Source organism: Bradyrhizobium sp. SHOUNA76, from assembly GCF_023006445.1.
Classification (GTDB): domain Bacteria; phylum Pseudomonadota; class Alphaproteobacteria; order Rhizobiales; family Xanthobacteraceae; genus Bradyrhizobium.
In genome coordinates, this window is the sequence record NZ_JALBHA010000381.1 from 1 (window position 1) to 6481 (window position 6481).

A 6481-nucleotide genomic window follows, 5' to 3' on the forward strand; every position below is an offset into this window, starting at 1 on the left:
CGCGGAGCTGCCGGAGCTGCGCGGTGCTGCCGGGGAGCGGACTGTGCTGAGAGGCGTTGTGGCGCGCCGCATGCACGCCGCGGTCGCGCCCTTTGCCGCTGATTGCTTCATCACGCCGATGGCCGCCGTTGCCGGCAGTGTAGCGGAGGAGATTCTCGGGGCCATGCTGGGCGCTGCGACGCTCAATCAGGCCTATGTCAACAATGGCGGCGACATCGCCCTTCATCTCGGCCGGGGCGAGCATTTTTCGATTGGCCTGATGGATCGCCCCGATCGTGATGGCGTGATGCGAGCTTTGAGGGTCGATGCGGATGACCCGGTGCGGGGCGTCGCGACCAGCGGGCGCCGTGGCCGCAGTTTTTCGCTCGGGATTGCCGACGCGGTGACGGTGCTGGCCCCAACGGCATCGCAAGCCGATGCGGCGGCGACGGTCATCGCCAATGCCGTGGATCTGCCGGGACATCCTGCCATCATCCGTCAGCCGGCCAGCGAGCTTCAGCCCGACAGTGATCTCGGCCCACGCCTCGTCACCCGCGATGTCGGCCGGTTGTCGCACGACGAGATCGCGGCAGCACTCGAATCTGGCGCGGAATGTGCACGCCAATTGTTCGATCGCGGCTTGATCGAGGGTGCCGTGTTGCAGCTTTGTGGTGATATGCTTGTCATCGGACCGAAAGATATTGAACGGCAAGAAGCGCGCCCACGTAAGCTGGAGAACGCGGTTCATGCCTGAGCAGGGAAGAGCCTGAGGACACAATCATGAGCGCGATCATCCGCAAGATCGTCACCATCGTCGAAGAGACGCAGATGGAGATGGGCCGGCAAGTCTCGCCGCCGACGCGGCGAGCCGCGGCGATTGCCGTGATCGAAAATCCCTTCGCGGGGCAATATGTCGAAGACCTCTCGCCGCTGATCGCGATCGGCGAGGAGCTGGGCGAGCTGCTGTCGAAGCGCGCGGTGGCTGCGCTCGGCATCGATGGCGCGAAGGCGCAGAGCTATGGCAAGGCCGCGGCCGTCGGCGAGAACGGCGAACTGGAACACGCGGCCGCGATCCTTCACCCGAAGATGGGCGCGCCGGTACGTAAAGTTCTGAGCAAGGGGGCCGCGCTGATTCCGTCGTCGAAAAAGCGCAGCGGCCCCGGCACCACGCTCGACATTCCCCTCGGTCACAAGGACGCAGCCTTCGTGCGTAGTCATTTCGACGGCATGGAAGTACAGATCAACGACGCGCCGCGCGCCAACGAGATCATGGTCGCGGTCGCCGTCACCGATAGCGGCCGTCCTTTGCCGCGCGTCGGCGGACTGACGGTTGCGGAGATCAAAGGCGAAGACGGTCTAAGATAATTTTAACGGTGGAGGTTGGGATGCGAGCAAAGAACTATTTCGTCGGCGCGGCGTTTGCGCTGTTGGCGGGTGGCATGGCTCATTCGGCCATGGCGCAGGATATCAAGATCGGCGAGATCAACAGCTATTCGCTGCTGCCGGCGTTCACCGAGCCCTACCGCAAGGGATGGCAGCTTGCGGTCGAAGAGGTCAACGCGGCCGGCGGCATCAACGGCAAGAAGCTCGTCGTCATCTCCAAGGACGACGGCGGCAAGCCTGCGGATGCGCAGACCGCGGCCAACGAGCTGGTTTCGAGCGAGGGTGTCGCGATGCTCGCGGGCACGTTCCTGTCGAACATCGGCCTCGCCGTCAGTGACTTCGCCAACCAGAAGAAGGTGTTCTTCCTCGCGGCCGAGCCGCTGACGGACGCCATCACCTGGTCCAAGGGCAACAAATACACCTTCCGCCTGCGCCCCTCCAACTACATGCAGGCGGCGATGCTGGTGGAGGCAGCCAGCAAGCTGCCGGCCAAGCGTTGGGCGACGATCGCGCCGAACTACGAATACGGCCAGTCCGCAGTTGCGGTGTTCAAGAAGCTGATGTCGGAGAAGCGTCCAGACATCCAGTGGGTCGACGAGCAATGGCCACCACAGGGCAAGATCGACGCAGGTCCGGTGGTGCAGGCCGTTGCCGCCGCCAACCCGGAAGCCATCCTCAACGTCACCTTCGGCGCCGACCTCGTCAAGCTCGTGCGCGAAGGCAACACCCGCGGCCTGTTCAAGGGACGCGAGGTCGTGTCCTTCCTGACCGGCGAGCCCGAATATCTCGATCCGCTCAAGGACGAGACGCCCGAGGGCTGGATCGTCACCGGCTATCCCTGGTACTCGATCAAGACGCCCGAGCATGACGCGTTCCTGAAGGCCTACCAGGCCAAGTACAACGACTATCCGCGTCTCGGCTCGATCGTCGGCTACCAGACCATCAAGTCGGCGGCTGCGATCCTGGCGAAGGCCGGCTCGAGCGATCCGGAGAAGCTGATCGCCGCGGCAGAAGGCCTCTCCGTGCCGTCGCCGTTCGGCGAGATCACCTTCCGCAAGATCGATCACCAGTCGACACTCGGTGCCTTCGTCGGCAAGACCGCGCTGAAGGACGGCAAGGGCGTGATGGTGGACTCGTCCTACAAGAAGGGCGCGGACTATCTGCCTGGTGATGCCGAAGTCGAGAAGCTGCGGCCGAAGGATTGATCCCCGCTGCCATAGGGTGGGTTAGCCCGCGGCTGCGCGAAGCGCAGTCCGCTGGCGTAACCCACCACCTTCGGCATCCGCAGAAACAGAAGTGGTGGGTTACGCCGAGCGATTGCGCTCCGCGCAATCGCAGGGCTAACCCACCCTACAAAGCTTTCTCCCGCGCACGAGCGGGATGAGATCCAACACCCAACCCGGACCGCCGATGGCCTTTTATGTCGTACAGTTTCTGACCGGTCTCGCCAGCGCAGCGTCGCTGTTCCTGGTGGCCTCGGGCCTGTCGATCATCTTCGGCGTGACGCGGATCGTGAATTTCGCGCATGGCGCCTTCTACATGATCGGCGCCTACATCGCCTTCACGCTGACGGAGCGCCTGTCGGGTGCGCTCGGTTTCTGGGGCGCGATCGTGATGGCCGCGTTTGCCGTTGCCTTGATCGGCGTGCTCGTCGAGATGGTGCTGCTTCGGCGCATCTATCATGCGCCGGAACTATTCCAGCTGCTCGCAACCTTCGGCCTGACCCTGATGGTCGAGGATCTCGTCGTGCTGATCTGGGGGCCTGACGATCTCGTCGGTCGCCGCGCGCCGGGCTTCAAGGGCGCCATCGATTTCTTCGGCCAGAACATCCCGAGCTACGACCTGTTTCTGATCGTGCTCGGCCCGGTCGTGCTCGGCATTCTCTGGCTGCTGTTCCAGCGCACGCGTTGGGGCGTCTTGGTGCGCGCGGCGACGCAGGACCGCGACATGGTCGCAGCACTCGGCGTCAACCAGAAATGGCTGTTCACGTCGGTGTTCGCGGTCGGTGTCTTCCTGGCCGCGCTCGGCGGTGCGCTCCAGATCCCGCGCGATGCCGTGCATCATGCCATGGATTTGCGGATCATCGTCGAGGTCTTCGTCGTGGTCGTGATCGGCGGCCTTGGCAGCATCGTCGGGGCCTTCGTCGCGGCCGTGCTGGTCTCCGAGCTCAACGCCTTCGGCATCCTGATCTTCCCGAAGATTTCCATCATCCTGGTCTTCCTGGTGATGGCCGTGGTGCTGATCGTGCGACCCTGGGGCCTGTTCGGCAAGCCGGAGGCGCCCGCGCGCAAGACGCCGGGTCTCACCGTCAATCCGTGGCGGCCGTTGACGTCGAACGAGCGGCTCGCGGCGCTTGCGGCGCTCGTGATTGCAGCGACGCTGCCGCTGTTCGCCGGCAACTATCTGCTCACCGTCGGCTCGGAGATCGCGATCTTCGTCATCTTCGCCGTCAGCCTGCACTTCCTGATGTCGGTCGGCGGGCTCGCGTCGTTCGGCCACGCCGCTTATTTCGGCCTCGGCGCCTATGGCGTCGCCTTCCTCGCCAAGATGGCGGGGCTGCCGATGATCGTCTGCCTGCTGCTCGGCCCGCTGCTCGGCTGCATGGGCGCGGCCGTGTTCGGCTTCTTTGCCGTGCAGCTCTCCGGCGTCTATTTTGCCATGCTGACGCTCGCCTTCGCGCAGATCGTCTGGTCGATCGCGTTCCAGTGGGTGAGCGTAACCGGCGGTGACAACGGCATTCTCGGCGTCTGGCCGGAAAAATGGGCGGCGAGCCCGTCGAACTTCTACTGGCTGGCGCTCGGCGTCGCCGCGCTGGTGACCGTCGCGCTGCGGGCCATGGTGTTCTCGCCGTTCGGCTATGCGCTTCGTGCCACGCGCGACTCGCTCCTGCGCACTGAAGCGATCGGCATTAACGCCAAGCGCATCCAATGGACCGCCTTCGTGATCGCCGGCACGACCGCCGGCATCGGCGGCGCGCTGTTCGCCTATCTCAAGGGCAGCGTCTTCCCGGACAATCTCGGCATCTCGCTTTCGGTCGATGCACTGGTCATGGTGCTGCTGGGCGGCGTCGAGACGGTGTCGGGCGCGGTGATCGGCGCCATCGTCTACAAGGCGCTGAACATCTGGCTGGTCAGTCAAACCGATCTGTCGAAGCTCGTGCTTGGCGGCTTCATCATGCTGATCGTCGTCGTCTTCCCCAAGGGCATCGTCGGCATGCTGGAGATGCTGGCGCAGCGTCGCAAGAAGGCATCACCGCCCGGGTCCCCCTTGCTTGCCAAGCCGATCGAGTCCGCCGAATGAGCATCGCACCCCCACTTCTTGAGGTCGAAGGTCTGACCAAATCCTATGGCGGCATTCATGCCGTGCGCGGGGTGTCGTTCTCGCTGCGCGCCGGCGAGATCCTGGCACTGATCGGGCCGAACGGCGCCGGCAAGAGTACCTGCTTCGACATGCTCAACGGCCAGAACAAGCCCGATACCGGCCATGTTCGCCTGCTCGGCGAAGACATCACGGCCAGGAAGCCGCGTGAGGTCTGGCGCCTCGGCGTCGGGCGCACCTTCCAGATCACCGCGACCTTTGCCACCATGACCGTGCGCGAGAACGTCCAGGTGGCGCTGATCTCGCACGGGAAGCAGCTGTTCAACCTGTTCGGCTCGGCACCGAACTTCGATCGCGGCGAGGCCGGCCGGCTGCTCGAGCTCGTCGGCATGGGCGGCTACGCGGATCGTCCGTGCGGCGAGCTCGCCTATGGCGACCTCAAGCGGCTCGAGCTTGCGGTGGCGCTCGCCAACCAGCCGAAGCTGCTCCTGATGGACGAGCCGACCGCGGGCATGGCGCCGCGCGAGCGGGTCGATCTGATGCGGCTCACCGCTCAGATCGCCCGCGAAAAGTCGATCGGGGTGCTCTTCACCGAGCACGACATGGATGTGGTGTTCGAGCACGCCGACCGCATCATCGTGCTCAATCGCGGCACGCTGATCGCCGAAGGCACGCCGGCCGAGGTGCGCGGCAATCCGCAGGTGCAGGCGGTCTATCTCGGCGAGGGCCTCGTCTATGATGCCCGCCACCGCGAGGGAGCCTCGGCATGAAGCTGACCGTCGAGGGGCTCAACAGTCATTACGGCCCGGCGCATATCCTGTTCGACATCGGCTTCGAGGTCGGCGAGGGCGAGGTGGTGGCGCTGCTCGGGCGCAACGGCGCCGGAAAGTCGACGACGTTCCGCTCGATCGTCGGCCTCGTCGCGCAACGAACCGGCCGCATCATGTTCGAGGGCAAGGACGTCTCGCTGCGTCCGACGCATGAGATCGTGCGCGAGGGGCTCGGCTACGTGCCGGAGGAGCGGCGCATCTTCACCGACCTGACGGTGGAGGAAAACCTCGAAGTCGGCCGCCAGCCGAAGCGTCCGAACGCCCCGCACTGGACCCGGGAAAAGTTGTTCACGCTGTTTCCGAATCTGGGCGAGATGCGGGGCCGTCCGGGCGGCCGCATGAGCGGTGGCGAGCAGCAGATGCTCACCATCGCCCGCACGCTGATGGGCAATCCGTCGCTGGTGCTGCTCGACGAGCCGTCGGAAGGCCTGTCGCCGAAGATCGTGGAACAGATGGTCGATGCCATCCTGACCATGAAGAAGGAGGGCGTCAGCATCGTCGTCTCCGAGCAGAATCTGCATTTCGCGCGGTTGATCTCCGATCGCGCCTACATCATCGAGCGCGGCCGCGTCTGCTTCGGCGGCACCATGGCCGAGCTCGACGCGCGTCCGGATATCCGCGACGCGCATCTGTCGTTGTGACGGCAAAGGGAAGGGCTGCGAGCGGATGGCGAGAAGCGTCACGGCGAAGAAGAGCATCAAGCTGGCAAAGCCGCCTTACGTGCTCGACGAGCAGGTCGGCTTCATCCTGCGCCAGGTCTGGCAGCGTCACAGTTCGATCTTCGCTCGCGATATCGGCACCAATTTGACGCCGACGCAATGGGCGGCGCTGTCGAAACTCGCCGAGACCGGCCCGTGCTCGCAGAACCAGCTCGGCCGGTTGACCGCGATGGACGTCGCGACCATCAAGGGCGTGATCGACCGCCTGACGGCGCGCGGCCTGACCGAGACCAGCCAGGACCCCGAGGACGG

At 65.0% G+C, this 6481-nt stretch carries 7 protein-coding genes; all 7 read left to right on the top strand.

Annotated features, from left to right (window positions below; genetic code table 11):
• Positions 1 to 733: UPF0280 family protein (locus MOV74_RS28190; protein ID WP_246929877.1), on the top strand; the 733-nt coding region annotated here is incomplete at its 5' end.
• 26 nt (positions 734 to 759) lie between these two features.
• Positions 760 to 1344 (top strand): amino acid synthesis family protein, encoded by a 585-nt coding sequence (locus MOV74_RS28195; RefSeq protein WP_246929878.1) that lies wholly within the window; start codon positions 760 to 762, stop codon positions 1342 to 1344.
• A 20-nt stretch (positions 1345 to 1364) separates the two neighbouring features.
• Complete coding sequence (locus tag MOV74_RS28200; RefSeq protein WP_246929879.1) at positions 1365 to 2567, top strand: ABC transporter substrate-binding protein; 1203 nt, start codon at positions 1365 to 1367, stop codon at positions 2565 to 2567.
• A gap of 205 nt (positions 2568 to 2772) precedes the next feature.
• Positions 2773 to 4662: an ABC transporter permease gene (locus tag MOV74_RS28205; RefSeq protein WP_246929880.1), complete on the top strand. Its 1890-nt coding sequence runs from the start codon at positions 2773 to 2775 to the stop codon at positions 4660 to 4662.
• Complete coding sequence (locus tag MOV74_RS28210; protein ID WP_246929881.1) at positions 4659 to 5450, top strand: ABC transporter ATP-binding protein; 792 nt, start codon at positions 4659 to 4661, stop codon at positions 5448 to 5450. The genes MOV74_RS28205 and MOV74_RS28210 overlap by 4 nt, the downstream gene beginning before the upstream one ends.
• Positions 5447 to 6151, top strand: coding sequence for an ABC transporter ATP-binding protein (locus MOV74_RS28215; protein ID WP_246929882.1), 705 nt, complete (start codon positions 5447 to 5449; stop codon positions 6149 to 6151). Before MOV74_RS28210 ends, MOV74_RS28215 begins: the two co-directional genes overlap by 4 nt.
• Positions 6152 to 6176: 25 nt before the next feature.
• On the top strand, positions 6177 to 6481 hold a 305-nt coding region (locus tag MOV74_RS28220), incomplete at its 3' end, for a MarR family winged helix-turn-helix transcriptional regulator (protein ID WP_246929883.1).